This window comes from Gracilibacillus salinarum, from assembly GCF_022919575.1.
GTDB classification, from domain to species: Bacteria; Bacillota; Bacilli; order Bacillales; family Amphibacillaceae; genus Gracilibacillus; species Gracilibacillus salinarum.
On sequence record NZ_CP095071.1, the window covers coordinates 2,081,491 to 2,107,209 of the forward strand.

A 25,719-nucleotide genomic window follows, 5' to 3' on the forward strand; every position below is an offset into this window, starting at 1 on the left:
CATACCACACATAATATTTCAAAATAACCACTAAGCAGTTAGTTCACATAATCCATATTATAGGAACTAAAATTCATGTTCAATGTGATTACTGCTGTGACTGTACTTATATACTTTGTTTACTCGTAAAATAAAAAAACACCCGCTCCGGGGTGTTTTTCTCACTTAAAATGCAATTGCCCATGTACCATTACGGAAGATGGCTTCTGTTTGGCCATCCTGGGTGATGCCGTCGATGTTCATTTCCTGGGAGCCGATCATGAAATCTTCGTGAACAATACTGTCGTTGACTCCGTGCTGATCCATTTCCGCCTCTGTCATATCAGAGCCACCCTCAATATTCGTCGGATAGGCTTTTCCAAGGGCAATGTGGCAGGATGCATTTTCATCAAATAATGTATTAAAGAAGATCAGTCCTGACTGCGAAACTGGTGACTCATGGGGCACAAGCGCTACTTCACCTAATCGGGATGCACCGTCTTTATCAGCATCGAGCAGTTCCTTCAATGCATGCTCTCCCTTCTCGCATGTAAAGTCAACTACTTTCCCTTTTTCAAATGTTAAGGTGAAATTTTCAATTAGCTGACCTTGAAAACTTAACGGCTTCGTGCTGGTAACTTTGCCATTGACTCCATATTTATGTGGCATGGAGAAAACTTCTTCTGTTGGCATATTCGGATTGAAAGTCACGCCATCTGTTGCCTTCGTTGCACCACCGTGCCAAATATGTCCTTCAGGCAACTCGATTGTTAAATCAGTACCTTCTGCTGTGAAATGCAGTTTGGCATAGTTTTTATCATTTAAATATTCGCGAGCGTTACGTAATAAGGCATTATGCTCTTCCCACGCTTGAACCGGATCTTCCTTATCTACACGTGAAATTCGGAAAATCTCCTGCCACAACTTTTCTGTTGCTTCTTCTTCAGACAGATCGGGATACACTTTTTCCGCCCAAGCTGCAGTTGGGTATCCAACAATCGACCAGCGCGCCCGATCATTCATTATGTAATCACGATACTCTTTTAAAGCAGTTGAACTCGCCTTGGTAACGGCAGCCATTCGTTTGGAATCAATATCTTTCAGCAGGTCAGGGTTTTCACCATAAATATTTAAAATGGCATAGCCATCCTTCACCATGCTAAGCATCGCATCTTTTCGCCATTCCGGAAAGGTTTCCAACACTTCCATCGGCGCATTTTTCATTTTTAGATAGGTTAAATCATCGTCGTTCCATTCGACATGAACATTTTTCGCTCCAGCAAGGTAGGCTTCCTTGACAACGAGACGAACGAAATCGGCAGCTTCTATCGGCGCCTGCACAATGAGTCCTTGTCCTTTTTGCAAATTTACACCTGTTTGTAATGCTAACTTTGCATACTTCGTTAATGCTTCTTTCATGTTTACTGCTCCTCTCCAAAGTGAACTATAGTAATATGCTAACTTATTCCATGAAAAAAGCAAATCTTTTTCGTTTACTTCTTTCATATACTATGGCATTAATAACTATATAGAGGTGATTTATGAGATGGAGACATTACTAAAATATCGGAAAATTGTGTGGATATTTGTCCTGCTGCTTATTATTACAGGTATCTTCACCTATTTACAAACTCCCAAACGCGATATTCCTGAAATCAGTCAAAATATCGCATCGATTTCAACTGTTTATCCTGGAGCCAATCCAGAAATTGTAGAAAGCGAAATTACTAATCCAATTGAAGAGAAAGTGTTGGAGATTGAAGGCGTTGACAATGTTACTTCTGCTTCCACAAACGGCTTTTCTACCGTGACGGTAACCGTAAGTGATAACGCTAATTCGGATTCTGTTTACTCCACTATTCGACAATACGTACAGGATGCCGAAAGCAGCTTCCCGGATGATGCCTTTTCTCCAGAAGTCGAAACAGACCTTGTAACATCAAGTGTCGCTACATACCATTTACTTAGTGATAACCGCGATGACCTATATGCAATTCGTGATCAGGTGGAGAATTGGAAATCAAGCCTAACTGAAATCAGTGGCATCTCCTCTGTTTCGGTAAAAGGTCTCCCTGAACAAAAAGTACTGATCTCACTTGATCAAGAAGCACTTGCTGACAGTCAGATTCAGCCGAATCAAGTGATTGAAGCCATTCAGAATGAGTTAAGTCCGACAGCTTTAGGAACGGAAAGTAACCAACAGCAAAACATCCTGTTAAACCTTGAGTCTGTTGACGATTTAGCACAATTAGAAGAAATCTATATCGCTGGTGAAACAACCCTTTCAGACATAGCATCGATTGAGGTACAGGATGAAGCTACAGAAGATTTAATTACCTACAAAGATCAGGCTGCCTTGTCATTAACCGTATTTGCTGAGGATGGCGGAAATGTTTCCAGTCTTCAGGACCAAATCGATGAGAAGGTAACAGCGTTAAAAGAAGACTTGCCAGAGGAAATAACCGCTGACCGCTTCTACTCTCAAAGCACTGTCATTAATGAAGTATATAACAGCTTACTGGTCTCATTAGCGATTTCCTTATTATCTGTCATTATCATCATGGTACTCGGTTTACCAATATCTTCAGCCATATTGGTTGCCCTCGCTATTCCGATTTCGATTATTGTCGGGCTCACCCCACTGCCATATGCAGGAGTCGACCTTAATCAAATATCGATCATCGGTATTATCGTCGCCATCGGGATTCTTGTCGATGACGCCATTGTTGTCAACGATAATATCATGCGGCGCTATCAACTAGGAGATGGACCGATGGAAGGAGTCAAACGCGGTCTGAAGGAAGTAAGAGTATCGATTGTTACTTCTACTTTATTAATCGTATTCAGCTTCTTCCCGCTTACGTTCCTTTCGGGCAGCAACGGAGAATTTATCCGTGCTTTACCAATCGCACTGATGGGTACCATTATTGCATCGACTTTGCTGGCATTGACTTTAATTCCAACGGTGCAATACACAAGACAACTGAAGCTGTATAAAACAAAAAAACGTCGTGTCGGTCTCTTAACGAGCTTTTTCCGTTGGTTAGAGAACCGCTATGCTGACAATGTTTTACCAGCCATTATAAAAAAACCATGGCTTACAGTAATCAGTGGTATTGTCATTTGTATTCTCTTATTACTTTTAGCAGTAAAAGTACCATTTGAATTCTTCCCTGCTGCTGATCGTGCTGAAGTAACACTGTCATTAACATTAGATGAAGGCACACCAATCGAAGAAACGGATCAAAAACTGGCAGATATCGAGAGCTACATTGAAGAGAACGCAGCTAACATCACGGAAACCGCACGTTATACAGGCAGCGGATTGCCGAATATTTTCAATTCCGGCTTAACCAGGTCAGGTGAAAACACCGGGCAAATTGTCGTCCGAGTAGACCGTGATAAAACATCAGCCAGTGCCTTTATTGAGCAATATGAACAAGAATTACGAGATGAATTTCCAGATAGTGAAATTTTCTTAGAAACCATTGTTTCCGGGCCACCACCATCCCCGGCAATTGAATTGAAACTGAAAGGTCCTGACCTCGATGTATTATTAGAAAAATCAACGGCATTAAAGGATCAATTAAACGAACTGGATTCTGTCGAGATTGCTACAGTGAACACCGGAACGAGTCAGCCTGTCAAAAGCTATGATATTGATCGTGACTTTCTTGCGCAAAACGGGATCTCCCTCAGTCAAGTGACAGGTACATTACAGCTGGCCAATGCAGGAGTTCCGCTATCTGAAATCAAGGTGGATGACCAAAAATTAAACATGGAATTGCGTTTGAATGAAGGAACAGAGGATGCGATTGATTTAAGTGAATTGAGTGCTGTTGTCGCCTCTGATCAAGGAGCGCCATCGATCTATTCCTTTGACGAATTTATTACAAGCAGTGAAGATCAGCAAATTGCTGCGATCACACATAACAATGGTGACCGGACGATTACGATATCCGCCTATGAAACAGGTGAAGGGGATTTCGCAGCCGAAACATCTGAAGTAATTGATTCGATGCGTAGCGAGCTAGATGATATTGATGGTGATTATGCTCTTGGTGAAGATGGAGAAGCAAGTGCAGAAACAGAATTCTTTGTAGAGATAGCGAAGTTATTTGTGATTGTCTTGTTCTTGATTTACATTACACTGGCAATTCAATTTAATTCGTTACTGACACCATTTTTAATAACAAGTACGATTTTCTTAGCAATTACAGGCGCTGTTGTGGGACTATTTGTCAGCGGTCAGCCGCTCAGCTTCTTAGCTGTCTTAGGTATCGTCTCCCTTTCTGGTATTGTTGTACGAAACTCGATTCTCATCATTGAGTTCATTCAGCAAAATAAAGACCAGTATGAAGGAAATACAGCAGAAGCTATTATTGCTGCCGGTCGCGCAAGATTAAGACCAATTATTCTGACGACCTTAACGTCGATTGCAGCATTAACGCCAATTATTTTCATGGGTGATGTCTTGTTCAAGCCATTGGCTGTCTCCATTGTAGCGGGGCTAATCTTCTCAACTGTATTAACCTTGCTATTATTACCAGCTTTCTATATGACCATGGAAAAGTTTCAAGCTAAGAAGAAGGACCGGGCCTAATAAGTGCCCGGTTTTTTTCTGGTGAAAGTATATAAGTAATCATGCTGTGCATGAAAGTGAGTTCTTATGATATGGATTATGTAAAGTAGAACTGTCTGACATTGTGGTAATTTTGATAGATTTCATCTGCTTAGCAAAGCTCCGGAAATAGGCTCCGCGTCCTGTGGGGTCGGGTTCAGCCTCCTCGCGAGCAAAAACCGCTCACTGCGGGGTCTTCACACACGACTGATCCCACGGGAGTCTTCGCCTATTTCCTACGCTTAAGGAAGTGCTACAACGTATGGTACAGCTAAAAGCAGTGGTTCTAGGCAATGTATTTCATCAATTAAGGTGTAAATCTTGCAGATAGTGCTTCATATCCTAGCTGTCGCATAAATTGTGGAGCTATAAATCAGCGGAGGCCAACCACGGAGACTCCCGCGGGATTGTGCAGGTGCTGGAGATCCACTTTGTGAAGCGCTCTTCTTCACAAAGTTAGCTTCAGCCGTGCCCCGCAGGACGCGGAGTGGTTGGACGGAGCGGTATCATACCACACATAATTTTTCAAAATGACCACTATGCTGGTAGTTTACATAATCCATATTATAAGAACTCAACTTCATGTCAATATGATTACTGTTGTGACTCCACTTATATACTTTCTTTGACTGATAAGAAAAGCACAACCAAACTGCTCGGTCCTAAGCTAAAGGGGGGATTTGATAGTGGTTGGCAAGGGCATTATGCTGGTAAAAGAGTCATTTCAACATTACACTCAAATGGATATATACATGATAAACTGAAAAATCCCCAAGCCTGTTGATGACTTGGGGATTTTTTGTATGTTACAATGCAATATCTTTGTTTACTGCTTCTTTGTCATTATATTTTGCAATGTTTAATTTTTTCATAATTTTAGAAGTAAGCGTACCTGACAAAATCGAGTCATTTACGTTCAATGCTGTACGTCCCATATCAATTAACGGCTCGACAGTAATCAGTAACCCGGCTAATGCTACTGGTAAGTTCATCGATGAAAGTACGATTAACGCTGCAAATGTTGCACCGCCACCTACACCAGCCACACCAAATGAACTGATACCAATAATTAATACCAAGGAAATGAGAAAGCTTGGTGATAACGGATCGATCCCTTGTGATGGAGCAATCATCACAGCAAGCATCGCTGGATAAATACCGGCACAGCCATTTTGACCGATTGTTGCACCGAACGATGCTGCCATATTCGCAGTACCACTGTGCACACCCAGGCTTTCTTTCTGTACTTGAATCGTTAACGGGATGGTTCCTGCACTTGATCTTGACGTAAAAGCAAAACTCAATACAGGTAAAACCTTACGAACATACAAGAATGGATTGAGACCGAATATCGCCAGCAAAATTAAATGAATGGCAAACATGATCAATAAAGCAACATAGGATGCACCTACGAATTTCCCGAGCTCAATAATACCAGCCACATTCGTCTGTGCTACTGTGTTCGCCATTAACCCCATGATACCGTATGGTGCAAGACGTAAAATAATCGTCACCATTCGCATCACTACCGCATAAATTGCATTGACTATTTCAACGAACTTCGCTGCTTGTTCCGGTTGTTTTCGCCTAACCCCTAATACGGCAACCCCAACTAAAATCGAGAAGATGACGACAGCAATAACAGAAGTTGCTCTCTCACCTGTCATATCTAAGAAAATATTCGATGGGATAAACTCTAATATTTTTTGCGGAGTCGTCATGCCTTCTAAAGAACCGAGTCTTTCTTCAAGCGCCAGACCACGCTCTTCTTCGGCCTGCCCCATTTCAATTTGATCTGCATTTAAATTGAATATAGTTGAGCTGGTAATACCCACGACAGCAGCAATCATAGCTGTCGTAACTAAAATACCAATAAGCCATGCTGACATTTTTCCTAATTCAGAAGATTTCTCTAAATTAATAATCGATTGGATGATCGACACCATAACTAAAGGAATAACGATAACCATTAATAATCGCACATACCCTCTACCTACGATGTTGTACCAATCTGTTGTGGAACTGACAATCTCTGAATCTGCTGAGTAGACAAGTTGTAAAAATGCCCCAAGCAGAATACCTAAACCTAAACCGGTGAAAACACGTTTACTAAACGATACGTATTTTCGTTGCATACCGATTAAAACACCAATGAATACTAACATAATTGCAATATTTATAATAACCAAAAATGTATCCATGCTTATTTCCTCCCTCATATAATATAATCCCGATTAAAATACTATGATATATTACTATCATTTTACTCAACTGTCAACTTAATGATGTCAAAAAATTGAATGGACGAATAATGAATGAAAACGAATGATTGCTAGCCTGGTAAAAGCAACATGCACGGGAGCAAATGCTCAGCATAAGTGTATTAACCAGCCATTTTTTCGTCTTGAAGGGTCTATGTGCCTGCATGCGCTATGGTACTCTTTAAAGAGACAAAACCAGCCGGGTAACACCAGCATTTGGGTCCTTTCCTCTGAAACGATACAAATCTCTGAGGACTACCCTTCACTTTTGTCCCTTTCTCGCTAAACGATACAAATCTCTGAGGACTTCTCTTCACTTTTGGTCCCTTTCTTGCTAAACGATACAAATCTCTGGGGACTTCTCTTCACTTTTGGTCCCTTTCTTGCTAAAGGATACAAATCTCTGGGGACTTCTCTTCACTTTTGGTTCCTTTCTCGCTAAACGTTACAAATCTCTGGAGACTGCCCTCCTCTTTTGGTTCCTTTCTCGCTAAACGATACAAATCTCTCGGGACTGCCCTCCTCTTTTGGTTCCTTTCTTGCTAAACGATACAAATCTCTGGGGACCGCCCTCCTCTTTTGGCTCCTTTCCTCTGAAACAATACACATTTCGTGGCACCGCTTTCTATTTTGGTTCTTTTCTTATCCGTTCCAGCCAACGACTTCAGCTAATTTTACTCATCACAAGCAAGACAATTTCCGGAGCTTTCCTTAGCAACATCATCCGTATCATGTAACCGATATGTCTTCTTCTAAAACAACTTCGACATTGCCTTTGATAGCTCTTGATATCATGCAGGATGCTTCTGCGTCGGTTACGATTTTTTCTAATTGAACCAGTTGGTCTGCTGTTGCTTCTTTTTTTAATCGGACCACTGGACGGTGTGTGATTCTTTTATAAGTAAAAACGCCGTTCGTGACGTCGACATCTCCGACAGAATCTAAATGTAAATAGTCCAGCGGAAGATGAGCTCGTTCGATCATTGCGGCCAATGTAATGATATAGCAGGTTGAAGCCGCGCCTAGCAGCATTTCATCTGGATTGGTACCAATACCAGGGCCATCCATCTCTGGAGGAATCGAAATTTGGGTCTTCAAATTCCCTGCTTCCAGCTCTCCTACTTCATTTCTGCCACCAGGCCACGACGCTTCTAGATAAAAATGATGTAATGCCATCTGTACCATCCTTTCTTCTTCCCTATTATAGACAGGAGATGGATCAGATGAAACTAAAATGATTTATCATGGCGCTAACCGTCCTTCATAACCCTCACTGATTGCAGTCTCTCTTTATGCCTCTTCTTTGTTTTTGTTCTTACCTGATAAGAACCAGCCACCTACGGCAATTGCTACAAGCACGGCATAGAAGAATAACTTCCAAGCTGTGGAGTGGGCAAAGTCATGCGGTAATAAATGAATATCCTCATGTGCCAGTACGGTTACTACCAGCTTCACACCAACCCAGCCGACGATAAGAAATGCTGCGGCTTCCAATCCTGGGCGGTCGTGCAACAATTTCACAAAGACATTTGCCGCAAAACGCATAATGATCAGACCGATCATACCACCTGCTAAAACAACTAAGAATTGACCAGTATCAAGACTTCCAATCGTACCTATGCCTGTTGCCGGAAGCGCGACTGCTAATGCTACAGCTGCCAAAATTGAATCCACAGCAAACGCTAAGTCTGCTAATTCGACCTTCAGAACAGTCATCCAGAAGCCACTGCCCTTCTTCTCAGCATCTTCGCCCTCTTCCTCATTACCTTCGTTCTTGCGCCTTTTATAAATATCATATAGATTTTTAATTGAAATGAACAATAGATACGCAGCACCTATTGCCTGCACTTGCCATACATCGACAAGAAACGAAATAATGAATAATGAACCAAAACGTAAGACAAAAGCCCCTGCTAAACCATAAAATAAAGCCCGTTTTCGCTGCTTTTCTGGCAAGTGTCTTACCATTATTGCAAGCACAAGTGCGTTATCTGCTGCTAATATACCTTCTAAACCAATTAATACTAATAATACCCAACCATACTCTAAAATTAATTCCAACTGCTTCAACTCCTCTTTGATATGTTCTCCACCTGCCAGTAAAGATCACACAAAAATAGCGAGACCTTTACCACGGATGGTAAAGGTCTCGCTAACAACGTCGAGTTGCCAATAATGCCGGAGATTTTCTCTCGAAATGACGACATTTATTGTAACAGCTACTCCCCTTTATGTATATTTTAAATATACGTTCTTTTTCCGATTCTGTCAATCTTTTCTTAAATAGGATATTCAAAAATTCACCAAATGCTACTTCACATTCATTTTTCATTTGGCATACTTGAACACGCACTTATAGAAAAAAGAACCTTCACCATCAGATTAGGTTTAGGTTCTTCTTATCTACTCGAAATTATGCATCAATGACTTTACTGATACGGTCATCAACTTCCGCTTGCAGCTGTTTGACCAGCGCCTTGCTTTGTTCAGATTTAGCTGTTTTCACGCCGAAGTAGCTTTTAATTTTTGGCTCCGTACCAGACGGGCGGAAGCAAACCCATGCTTCTTCTTCTAATAAAAATTTCATTACATTTTCCTTTGGTAAGGTAATGTCTTCTTCTGACTCTTGTAATGGAAGCTGGCGGATACTGCTATGATAGTCCTCTACCGCTATCACTTTCAATCCAGCTAATTGCTCGAACGGTTGTTTTCTAATATCATCCATAATCGCTGCAATTTGTTCTGCGCCATCTTTCCCTTTTAACGTTAAAGATTTCATATCTTCGAGGTAATAACCATGACGCTCGTACAATACATCCAGCGCTTCTAACAATGTCTTACCTTGTGCTTTCCAATAGTTAGCCATCTCACAAGCTGCAACTGCTGCCTGTACTGCATCTTTATCACGGACAAAGTCACCGATCAGATAGCCATAGCTTTCTTCATAACCAAAAAGGAAATGGCGGTTATCTGATTCAAATTGTTTTATTTTTTCACCAATAAATTTAAAGCCAGTTAACGTATCTATCGTATCGACGCCATAATAGGAGGCGATCGCTCTGCCTAATTCTGTCGTTACTATGGTTTTTACCACTTGACCATCTTGTAACTGATCCGCTTCCAACTGTGCTAACGTAAAATCCAGTAACAAGGAACCGAGCTGGTTACCTGTCAATACCTGATAGGAGCCTTGGCCGTCTTTCACTGCGACACCAAGACGATCAGCATCCGGATCTGTTCCGATCAGGATATCGGCATCTACTTCAGTTCCTTGTGCAATTGCCATTTCAAAAGCTTGATGTTCTTCCGGATTAGGTGATGCAACAGTAGAAAACTCAGGATCAGGTTGTGCTTGCTCTTTGACAACATGGACGTTTTTAAAACCGATTTGTGCTAATCCTTCTAACACCAAATCATGTGCTGTTCCGTGTAAAGGGGTGAAGACGATATTGACTTGATCCTCAGCTGATTGTTTCTGGATCGTTTTCAGTTCCTTTAAATAAGCTGTATCAACAGATTCGCCGATCCACTCCAACAGATCAGCTGACTCCAATTCTTCTCGTTCTAATACGTTTACTTGCAGCTCATCTTCTACTTTGTCCACTTCATCAATAATAGCTGCTGCTTCTTCGAGTGGAACCTGACCGCCATCTGCATTGTACACCTTAAATCCGTTATATTCTGGCGGATTATGACTTGCAGTTATCATAATACCTGCAGCTGTGTGTAAATGACGGACAGCGAAGGAAAGTAATGGAGTTGGTCTTAATGATTCAAACACATAGGTTTTCACTTTATGCGCGCCTAAAACTCTTGCCGCCTCCACAGCGAATTCCTGCGACATATAACGTGAATCATAAGCAATCACCACTCCACGATTCTCTGCATCTTTCACATTTTTTACTATGTAATTCGCGAGGCCTTCTACCGCCTTACGCACCGTATATATATTCATACGATTCGTTCCTGGACCCAGCATCCCGCGCATACCACCAGTTCCAAAGGTTAAATTTTTGTAAAACGAATCTTCTAATTCTTTTTCATTATCTGACAGCGCGTTCAACTGTTTTAATAAATCTTCATCCAACGTCGCAAACGATGTCCATTTCTTTAATGTATCTTGCCATGACATACGATTTCCCCCTTAACTTACATTATTATAACCCTATAGTAGCATAGTCTTGCTGTTGTTTCTATTTATTTTACATGCATAAACACGTCTAGCAATATGCTGAATAATCCTTTCCAACTCTCACAAAAAAATACCATCATTTGTCTATAGATGATAGAATGACAGTATGATAATGAAAAAAGGTTGTGAAGCATTTGTTACAGAAGAAAAGCATTAGAACGCTGATAACATTCATTTTAATTTTCATCTTAGTATATTTAATTTATTTATCACGCTTTATTTTCCAACCGGTTGGGGCATATTTAGCAGCTATCGCCGTACCAATTATCGGCTCTGGTATCATTTATTATATTACTAGTCCGATCGTGAATTGGCTGTCACGAAAAAAAGTGCCCCGTTTTATTGGAACGATGATTGTATTCCTGTTAATTATCGCGGTTATCACACTAGTTGTCTTATTCATCGCGCCGATTGTACAACGACAATTTTCCAATTTTGTTGATAGTGTGCCAAAGATGGTAAAAAGTGCGCAAGATCTATTTGAGCTGTGGCAGCAGAATCAAAACATTATTCCACCTCAATTTGAAAGTGCACTTCAGAACGTGCTGGATAATATTAGTGGCTATGCGGAGAAGATCACGACGGGGATTATCAGTGCCATCGGACAAATATTCAGCTTTGTCTTTTCGATTGTCCTGATTCCGTTCTTTCTTTACTTTATGTTGATGGACGGCTATAAACTGGTACCTTTTGTTTCGAGATTTTTAACTCCGAAAAAAGCGGACAGCTTTAAGACTCTAACAGCTAATATTAATCATACGCTGTCATCATTCATCCAAGGACAATTTTTTGTCAGTCTTTGTGTAGGGATCATGCTGTACATTGGATATGTGATCATTAAACTGGATTACTCTCTATCCTTGGCTTTGTTCGGTCTCGTCATGAACTTTATACCGTTTATCGGGCCATTCTTATCAGCTATACCAGCGATCATTGTCGGATTCTTCCAGGAACCTATGATGGCTGTCTGGGCAACTGTTGTCATGGTAATTGCACAACAGATTGAGAGTAATCTTATCTCGCCAAATATTATGGGAAGGGCTCTCTCGATCCACCCGTTAACAGTTATCACTTTAATCTTAGCTGCTGGGGGTATCGCTGGATTTTTAGGATTGTTATTTATCATTCCTGCATATGCCGTAGTCAAAACGATTATTTCGCATTTCTATCAAGAATGGAAAGAAAGACAGCCTGAGAAAGATCCAGATCTGCTGTAATGCTGTTCAACATAGGGTATGATGGCTTATTGCCAGTGAAGTGGCAATAGCCTTTATCCCTAGTTATTGCAAAGGATTATAACTTTTTTGCCATAATGTACATAATTTGCTCGTCATCTCCGAAATATAAAGAATAGGAACCTCTTGATTCAAATCCCATATTTTTATGAAAATCGATGGCATTTTTATTTTTTCGCCATACTCCCAGCCATATTTCACTTTTTTGACGCTCTTTGGCAATATCTATCGATTTGTCCAGCAATACTCTCCCTAAACCCATGCTTCTGTAATTATTTTTTATATAAATGCGTTCTATTTCTAATGCGTTATCATTGACGTTATAAGTTTGAGCTTCTGCTTCATTAATTTTTAAGTAACCGGCGAGGTTATTGTCTACATACTGGAATAAAAAGGTTGATGATGGGTTGGATAATTCTTTGGTGAGTTGATCTACGTTGAAGGCATTCTCCAAATATTCATTTATGTTTTCGGGAGTATTTAAATGGCTATAAGTTTCGTTATACGTATCTGTGCCTATCTCTTGTAACAAATACAAGTCATCGATTGTACATTGTCTGATACTTGTCTTCACATAACCAGCTCCTTTTGAAATTTTTAGCAAAAAATATTGCTAATGTTTTAAGTATATTTCGATATTGCGATTCCGTCAATGGAAGCGGAATCAAATCTGTGTGAAATTTTTGTTACAATGATGCGTTTCTTTGTAAAACTAAGGATCTAAACCGCTCTGATTCAAGAGAATTACCGCATATTTCCTGCGCTTAAATGAAGTTCTTCACCGGTAGTCTCCGTTCATAGTATTCGTGTAAGTATAATGTTTTGCAGAAATTATATGATATTATTGAACACGGTTGATTACCATTCTTATAAGAGTTATTACTTAGTGCAGATGGGCCGTTACTCAGAGCTCAAAACCACTGAAAATATTCTATAAAACTTGTTTCTATCGATCATAACCCCCTTAGCTTTCTGCTGTTTTAACGAATGTCTCAAAAGGACATAGATACCTGACATTCTTTATCAATTGCTTCAACTCTTTTTTTTTCTGAAAAAGTAAACACTTCACTCCAACTTATTCAGCATGATTACTTCTACGACTGTACTTATATACTTTCTTTGCTTATAAAAAAGACCCTGTTCCTTTTTGTAAGGAACAGGGTCTTTTAGAATTATTCGCCTTCAACTGCTGCGATTTCTTCTTTTAATTTGTCATAAATAGCTGGGTCAATACCTTCTACTTCGTTTTTGTAGTATTCGTGTACTGGCTCTGCAGCTTTTTTGAATTCAGCAATTTGCTCATCTGTTAATTCGATGATTTCCGTTGGGTTTTCTTCGTCTGCTTTAATCGCTTCTAAACCTGCTTCATTTTGAGCTTTTTGTTCATCGAATACCCAATCTTGCATTTCTGTAACTGTTTCATCCACTATTTCCTTAACATTGTCATCAAGTCCATTATACCACTCTGTATTTACAGTAGTCATTGCTACATAGTTGTTATGGTGAGAGATAGTGATTGTATCTTGAACTTCATGGAAACTTGCTGATTCAATAAAGAATAACGGGTTCTCTTGTGCATCAACTGTTTCCCGATCTAGTGCTGTATACAACTCACTCCAGCTTAATGATTGTACAGTTGCACCATAAGCATCATATGTTTCACGCATTAATGGAGATTCCTGTACACGCATGTTCAAGCCTTCCCAGTCAGATGGAGACTCGATCCCAACATTACTAGTCCAAGCCATTGCACCTTCTGTCCAGAATGAAAGTGGAGAAATACTATGTTCCTCATACTTAGCACGAAGATCTGTATTTAGAGCTTCACTAGTTGTTAATACTTCTTGAACTTTTTCTGGTTCAGATGGGAAGAAATAGTGTAGTGAGAAAATCTGACCATCTGGTACTTGACCACCCGTAAAACCTGGTGACATCACTGCTAACTGAACGCCACCTTGTTGTAATAATTGTGCCTGGTCTACTTCGCTACCTAACGCACCATATTCCAATGGTTCTACTGTAATAGCTCCACCAGACTTCTCATTAATACGTTTAGCAAATTCTGCTGCATATTCGTATTGTACTTCACCTTGAAGCTCTTCTGTTACAAATTGCCATGACTGTTCTTCAAACTCACCTGAAGCTTCTTCTCCGCCTTCAGATCCTGTATCTTCTCCAGAGTTTCCTTCTTCAGTGCCTTCTTCTTCGCCTCCACCACACGCTACTAGTACAAAACTAAGCGTCAGAATGGAAAGTAACATGAGTAAATACTTTTTGTTTAAAATGACCATTACCCCCTGTGTAATTTAATAAAATATTTTATATAAAGTGAACAGCTTATTGCTGCTCACTTTACTAACTTAAATTAATGCTAATGATAATTGCGGGAACAGAATTAGCAACACGCCAATCACCAGTAACATAATAATAAACGGCGGTGTACTCCTGATAACCTCCAGATATGGTTTCTTAAATACCGCACTGGCAGTAAATATATCGACACCAAATGGTGGGGTTGCTGAACCTAATGCTGCCTGGAATGTAATAATAATACCTAAGTGTATTAAATCGACACCTGCAGTCTCAGCTGCTGGTACAAAAATAGGCGTCAGAATTAATATAACGACAATTGGGTCAACAAACATACAACCCACAAAGAAAAAGATACTAACAATTAATAATACATATAGTGCACTAGGATCTGATCCCAATACAGTTTCTGTTATCTGTTGTGGTATACGAGCATAACCTAAAACCCAAGTAAATAACTGACCACCAGCAACTAGAATAAATACTGCTGAAGTAACCAATCCTGTAGATAATGCGATACTAGGAAGCTTTCTCCACGGAATTGTTTTGTACACTAACACTTCTAAAATAATGGCATATAATACGGAAATACCAGATGCTTCAACCGGTGTAAAGTACCCCATGTAAATACCACCAACGATAATTACAGGGAAACCTAAAGGTAATAAAGATCTTCTGAAAAATTTGAATCTGTCTGGCCAAGAAACTTTTTCTGCTAATGGAATATTTTTAACCTTTGCATAGATTACACTATAGATGGCAAACGCTAAAAATACCATTACCCCCGGTATAATACCTGCAATAAACAAGTCTCCGACAGATACACCAGAACCTGCTGCCAAAGCATAAATAATCATCCCAATACTTGGTGGTACCAATAATGCCACGTCACTGGAGTTAATAATTAATGCAATTGCACTAGAGTCACGATATCCTATTTTTAATAATTTCTCTCTCATTGGACGTCCGATTGCTACAACAGTTGCTTGTGTTGATCCGGAAATCGCACCAAAAAGCGTACAAGCTGCAGCGGTTGTAACCGCATATCCACCACGAATATGACCAACAAACGCTCCAATGAAGTCTAACAAACGCTGGGAAGTTTTTCCTGAGGTCATAATGTCAGCCGCAAATATAAATAACGGCACACATAGTAATACAGGTGATTCGATACCTGTTAAGAGCTGTTTCATTAATAAATCCATACTTAAATTGGGATTATAAATTAACATGATGATGACTGGTGCAATAATTAACGGTATCATCATCGGAAAATTCAACAGCAATAATACAATCATTATTGATAACAAAGTCGTTAACATAGTCTTTTCCTCTCCACATTGACTTTTTAGATAGAAATATCTTCCATCTTAATATCTTTTTTCTCTTCATCATTATAATCTACAGCATCGATTCCTAAATACACTTTGTCTTTCGCCTTCTTAGTGAAGTTAATAAATGTATTACGCAAGAATTGAATCCCTGCAGAAATAAAACCGATTGGAATAATTACAGACATAAAATAGCGAGGTACTTCGAGTGAAGTTGTAATCGCTCCTGTTTCATATTCAAACATTACGAAATTAAACGTAAAGTATGCCATTACGAACATCACAATGGCTGTCACAAAATTAATGATAATCATCATGACTTTACGAACTTTAAAAGGTGCAAAATCATAAAATGCTGACATACTGATATGACGACCTTTTCTTGCTGCGTAAGAAATTCCGATGAATGTCGCAATGACAATAGCGAATTTACTCACTTCATATGCAAAATAAAAGGCACCGGAACTAAAGATTTCACGTGCAATGACGTTTCCTACTATCATAATTGAGATAAGTATAATAGAAAAACTTAGTATAAATTCTTCTAATTTCATGATGAATTTGTCTAACAACTGAAATACTTTCAACCTTTTTTTCCTCCTCAAAGGATTCATTTCAAATACCGAAATTTTTTCATAATAATAATGTTACAGAATTGTTGCAACATTCACAAATGTACTATACCCTTATTCAGCGCAAATAAACCACAAATTTTCTGACTACGTAAAAATGTTCTTCAATCATGGATATATGATGGCATTTCCTCATAAATAATCAAGAATACTCAAAAATTGGTAGCTATTTACCCAAACGTGACCTATAATATGGAAATCGCATTAATCTTGCTTATTAACTGGATCTGTTTTACGCTTAAGAAAACGATTGATGGAGGCTTGAGGCATATGAACCGTAAGGAAATCGAGGCTGAGATTGAGGATTTAAAGGCGGACTATGCAAGACTTTCGGCTGATTTAGAGAAGCTTGTGTACGTAGGAGGAAGAACGGAACATAACGAGGATGAGCTGGAACGACTTGCTGAGCAGATTGCTGGATTAAGAAAACAGTTGCAACATACGAAGGAATAAGTTAGAAAAGCCGGGCATACCCCGCCCGGTCCTATATTATGGGAACTCAACTTACAATTCAATATAATTACTGCTGTGACTGCACTCTTATACCTTCTTGTCTGATTAGAAAGACTTTAAAAGGCTAGCCAAGTGGCTAGCCTTTTTCGTTGCGTTGTTCTTCTAATTTCTCTTTAATTTTATTAAATTCTTTACTTGGCGGTGTCATGCTGACGATAGTATCTCCTGGTGAGGCAGATATTTCTACGTCATTTGTAAAGAAAGTGATTTGTTTCGATTGCTTTAAGATAAACAACAGAATCGTTTCTTCATGACGATCTTCTAAATAATCTTTATAACGGTATTGATCTGTCAGCGATGTTTTGCGCATAACATAACCGCTTTTCATTTTATATTTTAATTCTTCGATGCCCTCCATTGGTGAAAAGACTTCTCTTCCCCCAATCGTATGGTCAATATCGTTAATTTGATCACCGCTGTGACTTTGATTAGGTAATCGGAAAACATTTTTACGACCGAACTCTGGTAAGAACGTTGAACAAACCAAAGCGTTATACGCGTCATATTCTGTCGAAGCTAATAAATAATCATACGGTGTAAAATTCATCGTATATTCCGTCTGCTCCGACAATATCTCACAATGATTATGCGGTATGCCGGCTTTTCGGGCACGCTGCAGACGGTCCCATGAAGAGTCAACTACTACAGATGGAATATCGAGCTCCTGCATCACCTTCACTAGCGCGTTCGAAAAACGGTTGGAACCGACAATTAACACGCCCGGGTTTCCTTCTGCTGACAGGTTCAGCTTTTTGGCCAGCCAGCCGATGGAGAATCCATGGACCACAACCGTTGAAAAAACAAGTGCGAAGGTTAGCGGTGTAATAAGTGACGCACCATCAAATCCTTCATCTGCCAATATCGAGGCAAAATAACTTGCTACAGTTAGTGCCACAATACCTCTTGGCGCAATCCAGCCGACTAATGTTTTTTCCCTCAGATTCAAACCTGAATTAACTGTCGAAAGAAAAACGGAAAGTGGTCGAACGACAAATAGCATTAATAATACAAAACCGATAATTTCCGGTCGAAACACATCCATTAATGTCTCCGTTGTTAAGGAGGACGTTAATAGGATAAATACCGTTGATATGAGTAAGATCGAAATATTTTCTTTGAAATGGCGCATGTCTTTGATCGAGGATATTCCTAAATTCGCCATAGTCATCCCCATCGCTGTAACAGCTAGTAATCCTGTTTCATGTTTCACTTCATCAGCAAGAATAAAACAGGCAATAACCGCTACGAATACAGCAGGTGATTTTAGAAATTCTGGAACATGACCCGACTCGAACATCCAGGCGACCACTTTTCCAAATATATAACCAAGGACAACTGCGAATAACGCCGCCAGTAAGAACAAGAACAAGGAAGTCGCATCTCGCCCATCTGCTGAAAGGAAAAGAATAAACTCAAATGCGAATATGGCGACTAACGCACCGAATGGGTCAACAATGATTCCTTCCCATTTTAATATTTTGGCAGGTTTCGGCTTTAATTTTGATTGTCTTAATAGTGGTAAAATAACAGTAGGACCTGTTACAATAAAGATACCACCAATGACAAAGGCAACCGCCCACGACATGCCTGCAACAAAATGAGCAGCGACAGAGCCTAAGATCCATGCTATAAAGGCCCCCCATGTTACGATCCGAAAGACAGGCTTCCCTAATCCTTTGACTTCCTTAAAATTAAGATTAAGACTTCCCTCAAACAGAATGATTGCAACTGCAATGGAGATAAATGGACGATACATATCCCCAAATGCCTCTTCCGGATTCATCAAACCAAATACAGGTCCGACTAACAACCCGGCAATCGACATCACAACAATCGCCGGTAATTGAAATTTCCAGGCCAGCCATTGCGAGCCGATGCCGAGAACTGCTACCAGCATAAGTATTAATAATAAAGAGTCCATCATTATCCCCCTATCTGTTTTCTTATCTATCTATATCTGATCTTTTTTTACACACAAGATAGCATTATTTTAAAGGTTAAAAGAATAGATGTAAATCATTTTATTTCGAGCAATTTTTACCTGCATGGATACACGGAACATGTTAAGATAAAATTTGAATGATATAAAGGATGGTTCAGATGTCTAAGGATACATTAGCTTTATTAAAAAAATATTTTGGTTATGACACATTTCGACCAGGACAAGAACAAATTGTCGGTCAAATTATGAATGGTGATAATACGCTTGCGATTATGCCGACTGGTGGCGGAAAATCAATCTGCTATCAAATACCCGGCCTCGCGATGGATGGGATTACTGTAGTCATCTCCCCTCTCATTTCATTAATGAAGGACCAGGTTGATGCACTTCGCTCATTAGGCATTGCTGCTACATATATTAATAGCTCCCTTTCATCTGAAGAACAAGCAAACAGACTGCAAGCGTTAAGGCGCAATGAATACAAATTTGTTTACGTAGCACCTGAACGATTTGAATCCAACTCTTTTTTCCATGCCATTAACCAGCTGCCTATTGCACTCATTGCTTTCGATGAAGCACACTGTATTTCACAGTGGGGGCATGATTTCCGACCGAGCTACCGAACTGTTGTACAAGTCGTGAATCAATTGAATCAGCGCCCCATTCTGGTTGGATTAACGGCTACCGCAACAGTGGAAGTTACACAAGATTTACAGCAATTACTCGATGTCGGAACGGATGCTGTCGTCAATACCGGATTTGCCCGACAAAATTTGATGTTTCAGGTAGTAAAGGGGCACGACCGGCAGACATATGTGCTTGATTATTTAAAAGCTCATGCATCAGAAACAGGTATTATTTATGCCATTACAAGAAAACAGGTCGACTTGCTTTATCATTTACTTCAGGAGAAAGGATATGCGGTACAAAAATATCACGCCGGAATGTCCGAAGAAGCACGAAAACAAGCACAAAATGACTTTATTTATGATAATGCACAAGTTATGGTCGCAACGAATGCCTTCGGGATGGGAATAGATAAGTCCAATGTTAGATATGTGGTGCATTACGCATTACCAAAGAATTTGGAAAGCTACTATCAAGAAGCCGGTCGGGCAGGTCGTGACGGGGAGCCCAGCCAGTGTGTCGTCCTTTTTTCCGGACAGGATATTAATTTGCAAAAATATTTAATTGATCAATCGGAAATGCAAGATGACAAGAAGCATAATGAATATAAGAAGTTACAAGCGATGATTAATTACTGTCATACTGAGCAGTGTTTACAGCAATATATATTGCGTTACTTTAATGACGAGTTTTCGTCAAACGAACCATGCGGTCATTGCTCTAATTGCGATAACGAGAAAGAATTGGTCGATCATACGAAAGAAGCACAAATGGTTTTATCTTGTGTCAAACGGATGAATGAACGCTTTGGTGCCAGCCTTGTTGCCAAAGTATTAAAAGGATCGCAGGATAAAAAAGTGAAGCAGTTCCGCTTTGACCGCCTGACAACTTACGGTTTACTAAAGGAATTAACGGAAAAAGAAGTGCTCTCCTTCATTCAATTTTTAGTAGCGGAAGAGTATTTAGTTTCCAAAGGTGGACAATTTCCAGTGTTACAGCTCGGCAAACGATCCAAGACCGTACTCAAAGGCGAGGAAAAAGTATACGTGCAAGTGGCCAAAGTGAAAGCGCAGGAAGATGACAATTATGATGTGGATATGTTTGAACAATTAAGAAGGCTGCGCAAAACCCTTGCAACCGAACAGGCAGTGCCGCCATATGTAATATTCTCTGATAAGACGTTGAAAGAAATGTCGAGAGTCAAACCCACTACAAAATACGAAATGCTGGAGATCAATGGGGTTGGCCAGCGAAAATATGAGCAATACGGCGAACTCTTTTTGGAATGCTTTGTTGAGTTAGTGGAGGAAAATTGAGAGAAACACCACCCGGTATGAATTAGCTGGGTGGTGTTTTTAGTTCTTTTTCGATGTTATCGTTGGAGACATGCTCGTAATTCAACACTATACACAACTAAAAAGTAAGATGAGAATACCCCAACCAACCTCGCTTTTATAATTCAATATCATACTCCATCCGGTGAGCTGTAGCTTTTGCTATCTCCCTTCCCACTAACCGTTGCAACACGTGAAAAGACATATTGATACCTGCAGAAATACCTGCTGAAGTAATGATGTTTCCTTCATCTATAAATTTCACACCAGCTTTTACATCAATATCGGGATATTCCTTTTGCAACCTTTCCAGACTCCCCCAATGTTTGGTACATTTCAAATTTGTTAATAGACCTGCTTTTGCAAGAAGGAACGCACCTGTACATACAGATGTCATAAGTGATACAGACTGCATTTGTCCCTCTATCCATTTTATTACTTTTTGATTATGCTCTATTTCCCGCGTACCAGGTCCACCCGGAATAACTAAAATATCGAATTTTGGCGCATTCTGAAAATGATAATCAGGTTGAATGCGTAGTCCGTTACGAGCTTGCAATAATTCTCCCGTCTCCGAAACCGTCGTTACGTCAAAAGGTTTTTCACCATTGTTAGCATATGTAACAGAAAAAACTTCAAATGGACCAGCAAAATCTAATACTTCTACATCGTGAAAAAGGAAAATACCGACTTTCCATTTTTGACTCATAGCTCTCTCTCCTTTGTATATGGTCGGACCACTGTCGAAGATCATAGATGCCGATAACTGCTGTCGATTTTCAATTATGCTTTATACTCAATTATACAACATGATATGTATAAGATTAGAAAAATCGGGTTAAGTTTTCACTAGATCTAACAAACAAAATTATATACAACTAACCATAATACGGATTAAATCAACTAGCAGCTCAGTGGTCATTTTGAAATATTATGTGTGCTTGGATACCGCTCCGTCCAACCACTCCGCGTCCTGCGGGGCACGGCTGAAGCTAGGCTACTACCCGAAATACTTCTCTGCTGCCTTGCACCGAGGAAGCCTACCTCGAAGCGTTACTAGAAGACGCAGGTGCAGACGTTGTGGATCTTCAGCACCTGCCTGGTCCCGCGGGAGTCTCCGTGGTTGGCCTACGCTAGGATAGGGACTCTACAACATTTGTAAGAGATAGCATATCGATTATATATAACAGTAATTGAATGAACAACATAATGCCTAGAACCACTGCTTTTAGCTGTTCCATACGTTGTAGCACTTGCTTTAAGCGCAGGAAATAGGCGGAGACTCCCGTGGGATCAGTCGTGTGTGAAGACCCCACAGTGAGCGGTTTTTGCTCGCGAGGAGGCTGAACCCGACCCCACAGGACGCGGAGCCTATTTCCGGAGCTTTGCTAAGCAGATAAAATATATCAAAATGGCCAATCTGATATACAGCCGTAGTTTACATTATCCATATGATTACTGCCGTGACTGCACTTTTATACTTTCTTGAATGATGACAAAAAAAGACTTGATCCTCTCGGGATCAAGTCTTTCCTTTCCATCTTAGTCAAAGTCAATTGCCCATGCGCCTTGGCGGAAGACGGGTTCGGTTGAGCCGTCTGCTGTTTCGCCTTCGATATCGAGATCCGCTGAACCGATCATGAAGTCAACGTGAGTTAAGCTGTCGTTGACGCCATGCTGATCAAGCTGTTCTTCATTCATGTCAGAGCCGCCTTCCATATTGGTTGGATAAGCTTTTCCTAATGCGATATGGCAGGACGCATTTTCGTCATATAGCGTGTTATAGAAAATTAAGCCGGACTGTGAAATTGGTGATGCATGCGGTACTAATGCAAGCTCTCCCAATCGGCTGGCACCTTCATCGGTATCAAGCAGGTGCTTCAAGGTATCGTAGCCTTGATCTGCTTTGAAATCAACCACTTTTCCATCTTTAAATGTCAGGCTGAATCCATCAATCATATTCCCGCCATATACAAGTGGTTTCGTTGCGGTAACTGTTCCGTCAACCTTGTATTTGTGCGGCATCGTAAATACTTCTTCTGTAGGCATGTTTGGATTAAAGGCATTGCCATTTGGCGTTTGGGCCGCGCCGCCTTTCCAAATGTGACCCTCCGGTAATTCAAAGCGAATATTGGTACCTTCTGATTTGAAAAGTAATGCTTTGTACGATTTTTTATTTAAATATTCGCGAGCTTGCTTTAATGTATCGTTATGTGCATCCCATGCAGCAACGGGATCTTCTTTGTCAACGCGGACAATTTTGAAAATTTGCTCCCATAAGCTTTCTTTTGCCTCTTCTTTTGATTGATCCGGGAAGATTTTTTGTGCCCAGTCACCGGTTGGAATCGAAATGATCGACCATGGGATACGATCGTTCATCGTATATTGGCGGAATTCTTTCATTGCTTCGCCAGCAGCTTTATTTGCTTTTGCTACTTTGGAAGGATCAATATCTTTTAACAAATCCGGATTGGTAGAACGGATCGATAATAAAGCTGCACCATCTTCTGCAAATGCTAATTGTTTAGCAATTTGCCATTCCGGGATATCCGTTAGCACTTCCTCAGAAGCATATTGATATTTTAACAAGGTTAATTCATCATCTGCCCAGTTAACGTGTACATTTTTCGCGCCCATTTCGTATGCTTTGCGAACGACAATTTTGGCAAAATCGGCTCCCTCAATTGATGAATTAATGACTAGTGCTTGTCCTTCTTGTAAGTTCACACCTGTCTTTAACGCCAGTTCTGCGTATTTTTCTTGCAGTTGTTGATCTGCCATTTATGACTCCTCCTTCATTTCTTCTATTAAAAGGGAAAGCTCTTCCCATCTAACCATTTTTTGTTCCAATTGCTCTTCTAATTCACTTTGTTTGTTGTATAACGGCTGAATCGCACCAATATCACTGCCTGCTTCAGTAATTTCCGTTTGCACCTGTTCCAGTTCCGATTCTAATTCGGTAATCTCGTCTTCAATCGTATCCCACTCTTTTTGTTCATGGTACGATAATTTTTTCTTTTTCCGCTTGGGCTTCTGCGCTGCTTGCGATTTCGCAGGCTGGCTCTGTTCCTCTTCTTGCTTCTGCTGCTCACGGAATTCAGAATAATTACCATAAAAGGTGGTTAACGACGGACTTCCTGTGAATGCGATGATCTGCTCGATCGATTTATCTAAGAAATAACGGTCGTGGGAAACGGTAATTACAACGCCAGGAAATTGTTCCAGGTAATCTTCTAATACGGTTAACGTCTCGGTATCCAGATCATTGGTGGGCTCATCTAAGAACAGCACATTCGGTTCCTTCATTAAAACCGTCAGCAAGTACAATCTTCTTCGTTCGCCACCAGAGAGCTTACGGACCAATGTCCACTGCTGTGACCTTGGAAAAAGGAAGCGTTCCAGCATTTGTTCTGCTGTAATTACGGATCCATCGACCGTATGCACCACTTCTGCCACTTCGCGAACAAGATCAATCACTTTCAAATTTTCATCCAGTGGTGGATGCTCTTGTGTATAATAACCAATTTTCACAGTCTCCCCAACTTCAATCTCCCCAGCATCTGGTTCGATTTTTCCGGCAAGCATGTTGAGCAATGTTGTCTTACCACTTCCATTGGCGCCGACAATCCCTAACCTGTCACCAGGCTTGATTAACAGATTAAAATCCTTGAACAAAACATTGCCATCATAGGATTTACTTAAGTTGGTCATTTCCATTACCTTTTTCCCCAGGCGGGTAGAGCCGACCTGAAACGATAACGTTTGTTTGTTCGTATCGAATGTTTTTTCCTTCATATCTTCGACACGGTCAATGCGAGCTTTTTGTTTCGTTGTTCTTGCCTTCACGCCTGCTTTTAACCAAGCTATTTCTTTCTTAAGGATATTCTGGTGCTTGCGTTCTGCTTGCTGCTCTTGTTCTTCGCGCAGTGCCCGCTGTTCAAGAAATGTCTGATAGTTGCCAACATATGTATATAAATTGCCCTTGTCCAATTCAAACATACGATTCGTAATCCGGTTCAGAAAGTAACGGTCGTGCGTAACGAGTAAAATAGCGCCAGAATAAGAAGGCAGAAATTCTTCGAGCCATTCAATGGTATCATTATCAAGATGGTTGGTAGGCTCATCCAAAATCAGTAAATCAGCAGGCTGAATTAATGCTTTGGCGATTGCCACCCGTTTTCGCTGACCTCCTGACAATTGTTCGATCTTTTTGTCAAATGAAGGTACTCCTAATCTGGTCAAAATGGTTTTGGCAATTGTCATGGCATCCCATGCTTGCAGTTGATCCATCTTGTCCTGCATGTTTATGAGCTGCTGTTGCATTTTTTCATTGGCAGGATCTTGCTCCAATGCAAAAACGGCCGCTTCATATTTTCTAAGCGTCACCATGATTTCAGCATCCCCATAATAAATCTGATCTAATACCGTGTCGCCTTCAGCAAGACGAGGCTCCTGATCTAAATATTCAATGTGGTAGTCATTCGGATGATCAATCGTTCCTTGCTCCGCCTGGTCCATGCCTGCCAGTACTTTCAGCAAGGTTGACTTTCCTGTTCCATTGACACCGATCAGTCCAATTCGGTCCTGATCCGTGATCGAAAAGGAAATATGATCAAATAACGATTTGTCACCGTATGTTTTCACAAGTTCTTCTACTTTTAACGTGCGCATTCTATCGATCCTTTCGCCTGTGGTTCATTTGATTGCAAGCTATATTTAAGAGTTGTGACATCTACTTTTTA

The 25,719-nt window shown here is 40.3% G+C and carries 17 protein-coding genes; 4 read left to right on the forward strand and 13 right to left on the reverse strand.

The genetic code is table 11. The annotated features are described in order from the left end of the window. Positions 1-165 precede the first annotated feature (165 nt). A complete protein-coding gene (locus MUN87_RS09700) occupies positions 166-1,398 on the reverse strand; it encodes an aminopeptidase (RefSeq protein ID WP_244747566.1) in 1,233 nt (410 codons plus the stop codon). Positions 1,399-1,525: 127 nt separating this feature from the next. On the opposite strand from MUN87_RS09700, the gene MUN87_RS09705 reads away from it, so the two are divergent. Next, positions 1,526-4,582, forward strand: coding sequence for an efflux RND transporter permease subunit (locus tag MUN87_RS09705; RefSeq protein WP_244747567.1), 3,057 nt, complete (start codon positions 1,526-1,528; stop codon positions 4,580-4,582). An 824-nt stretch (positions 4,583-5,406) separates the two neighbouring features. On the opposite strand, the gene MUN87_RS09710 is transcribed toward MUN87_RS09705, so the two are convergent. From MUN87_RS09710 to MUN87_RS09725, 4 genes are all read right to left on the reverse strand, one after another. Continuing rightward, a complete protein-coding gene (locus MUN87_RS09710) occupies positions 5,407-6,801 on the reverse strand; it encodes an L-cystine transporter (RefSeq protein ID WP_244747568.1) in 1,395 nt (464 codons plus the stop codon). A gap of 789 nt (positions 6,802-7,590) precedes the next feature. Then, positions 7,591-8,037: an OsmC family protein gene (locus tag MUN87_RS09715; RefSeq protein WP_244747569.1), complete on the reverse strand. Its 447-nt coding sequence runs from the start codon at positions 8,035-8,037 to the stop codon at positions 7,591-7,593. Positions 8,038-8,151: 114 nt separating this feature from the next. Then, complete coding sequence (locus MUN87_RS09720; protein WP_244747570.1) at positions 8,152-8,922, reverse strand: TerC family protein; 771 nt, start codon at positions 8,920-8,922, stop codon at positions 8,152-8,154. A gap of 352 nt (positions 8,923-9,274) precedes the next feature. Further along, complete coding sequence (locus tag MUN87_RS09725) at positions 9,275-10,993, reverse strand: phospho-sugar mutase (RefSeq protein WP_244747571.1); 1,719 nt, start codon at positions 10,991-10,993, stop codon at positions 9,275-9,277. A gap of 185 nt (positions 10,994-11,178) precedes the next feature. On the opposite strand from MUN87_RS09725, the gene MUN87_RS09730 reads away from it, so the two are divergent. Further along, complete coding sequence (locus MUN87_RS09730) at positions 11,179-12,270, forward strand: AI-2E family transporter (protein ID WP_369414020.1); 1,092 nt, start codon at positions 11,179-11,181, stop codon at positions 12,268-12,270. A 76-nt stretch (positions 12,271-12,346) separates the two neighbouring features. Here MUN87_RS09730 and MUN87_RS09735 read toward each other — a convergent pair whose 3' ends face one another. The 4 genes from MUN87_RS09735 to MUN87_RS09750 all read right to left on the reverse strand — a co-directional run bounded on the left by MUN87_RS09735 (position 12,347) and on the right by MUN87_RS09750 (position 16,516). Then, positions 12,347-12,862 (reverse strand): GNAT family N-acetyltransferase, encoded by a 516-nt coding sequence (locus MUN87_RS09735; RefSeq protein WP_244747573.1) that lies wholly within the window; start codon positions 12,860-12,862, stop codon positions 12,347-12,349. A gap of 598 nt (positions 12,863-13,460) precedes the next feature. Then, entirely contained in the window at positions 13,461-14,579 is a 1,119-nt protein-coding gene (gene dctP / locus MUN87_RS09740) for a TRAP transporter substrate-binding protein DctP (protein ID WP_244747574.1), read from the reverse strand. A 69-nt stretch (positions 14,580-14,648) separates the two neighbouring features. Then, complete coding sequence (locus MUN87_RS09745) at positions 14,649-15,920, reverse strand: TRAP transporter large permease (RefSeq protein ID WP_244747575.1); 1,272 nt, start codon at positions 15,918-15,920, stop codon at positions 14,649-14,651. Positions 15,921-15,946: 26 nt separating this feature from the next. Continuing rightward, positions 15,947-16,516 carry a TRAP transporter small permease gene (locus MUN87_RS09750; protein WP_244747576.1) on the reverse strand — a complete coding sequence of 190 codons (570 nt, stop codon included), beginning with the start codon at positions 16,514-16,516 and terminating at the stop codon, positions 15,947-15,949. A gap of 315 nt (positions 16,517-16,831) precedes the next feature. Here MUN87_RS09750 and MUN87_RS09755 point away from each other — a divergent pair, with 315 nt between their 5' ends. Then, on the forward strand, positions 16,832-17,014 hold the full coding sequence (locus MUN87_RS09755; protein ID WP_244747577.1) for an SE1832 family protein: 183 nt from the start codon (positions 16,832-16,834) through the stop codon (positions 17,012-17,014). A 136-nt stretch (positions 17,015-17,150) separates the two neighbouring features. On the opposite strand, the gene MUN87_RS09760 is transcribed toward MUN87_RS09755, so the two are convergent. Then, positions 17,151-18,998, reverse strand: a complete 1,848-nt coding sequence (locus MUN87_RS09760) for a cation:proton antiporter (RefSeq protein WP_244747578.1) — start codon at positions 18,996-18,998, stop codon at positions 17,151-17,153. A 176-nt stretch (positions 18,999-19,174) separates the two neighbouring features. Between MUN87_RS09760 and recQ the strand changes: the two genes are divergently transcribed. Beyond that, positions 19,175-20,959, forward strand: a complete 1,785-nt coding sequence (gene recQ, locus MUN87_RS09765; RefSeq protein ID WP_244747579.1) for a DNA helicase RecQ — start codon at positions 19,175-19,177, stop codon at positions 20,957-20,959. Positions 20,960-21,095: 136 nt separating this feature from the next. On the opposite strand, the gene MUN87_RS09770 is transcribed toward recQ, so the two are convergent. The 3 genes from MUN87_RS09770 to MUN87_RS09780 form a co-directional block, all read right to left on the reverse strand. Beyond that, entirely contained in the window at positions 21,096-21,686 is a 591-nt protein-coding gene (locus MUN87_RS09770) for a DJ-1/PfpI family protein (protein WP_244747580.1), read from the reverse strand. Positions 21,687-22,519: 833 nt separating this feature from the next. After that, positions 22,520-23,758, reverse strand: a complete 1,239-nt coding sequence (locus MUN87_RS09775; protein ID WP_244747581.1) for an aminopeptidase — start codon at positions 23,756-23,758, stop codon at positions 22,520-22,522. Further along, positions 23,759-25,648, reverse strand: coding sequence for an ABC-F family ATP-binding cassette domain-containing protein (locus MUN87_RS09780; RefSeq protein WP_244747582.1), 1,890 nt, complete (start codon positions 25,646-25,648; stop codon positions 23,759-23,761). It abuts the gene before it with no gap. Positions 25,649-25,719: the final 71 nt, after the last annotated feature.